Raw genomic sequence first — 900 nt, forward strand, 5'->3', positions numbered from 1 at the left:
CAACGACGCCCGGAGCGAAGCGTAGGGCGCATCTGTCGTGCGAGGTATCGGTAAAATGGGGTGTTCACCTGTTGTGCAAAGATGTGGCGGTGACGCCCGTTTGCGCAGCGCCCCCTTAGGGGCTAGCGAAGCGGAGGGTGTATCTGTCGCGCGGATAAAAGTAAAATGGGGTGCTATGCTGTTGTACAGAGATGAGGTGGTGACACCCGGAGCGAAGCGGAGGGTGTATCTGTCGTGCGGATAAAAGTAAAATGGGGTGCTCACCTGTTGTGCAAAGATGTGACGGTGACACCTGCGGCGCACCTATGCTACTGTACTACATATATGCACAAATTAACCCATTCATACAGTGATTTGGGGTGGTTATGTGCAGTGTATTAAGTGATATGGGGTGTATACATAATGCACAACACCCCACTCGTTGATTGGTGGGGTAGGCGTGATATACTAGGAATTTAGGCGATGCCTTCGGCGGCTGCGCGAGCGCATTACAGGAGATAGGTTTAATTTAGTGATATGGGGTGTCTAAGGTGTGGTGCTAACAAAGTCTGCACAAACGCACAAATGATATGGGGGTGTTGTGTAAATTGTGCACAACACCCCACTCTTCGATTGGTGGGGTAGGCGTGATATAATGCAGTTACGGGGCGGATTAGGCGATCGCCTAAGCTGAAACCCGCTCCCAGAGCGCATTACAGAATAGAGGCTTGGTTAACTGATATGGGGTGTAAGCTACGTGGTGCAGCAAGAGTCTGCACGGAAGCTGACGTATTGTGCACGATGTCTGCACGTGCACGACGCTTTAAGCACAAATGCATGTATGACATGGGGTGTTGTGCACGTTGTGCACAACACCCCACTCTTCGATTAGTGGGTTGGTCAGTAGCTACAATCGGCTCT

General features: G+C 51.2%; 1 protein-coding gene. It reads right to left on the reverse strand.

Going from position 1 to position 900, the window contains the following annotated elements; genetic code table 11:
* A partial coding sequence (locus AC5JM2_RS15910) for a hypothetical protein (RefSeq protein WP_495835844.1) occupies positions 1-264 on the reverse strand: 264 nt, incomplete at its 3' end.
* Positions 265-900: the final 636 nt, after the last annotated feature.

It is taken from the genome of Brasilonema angustatum, assembly GCF_059505445.1.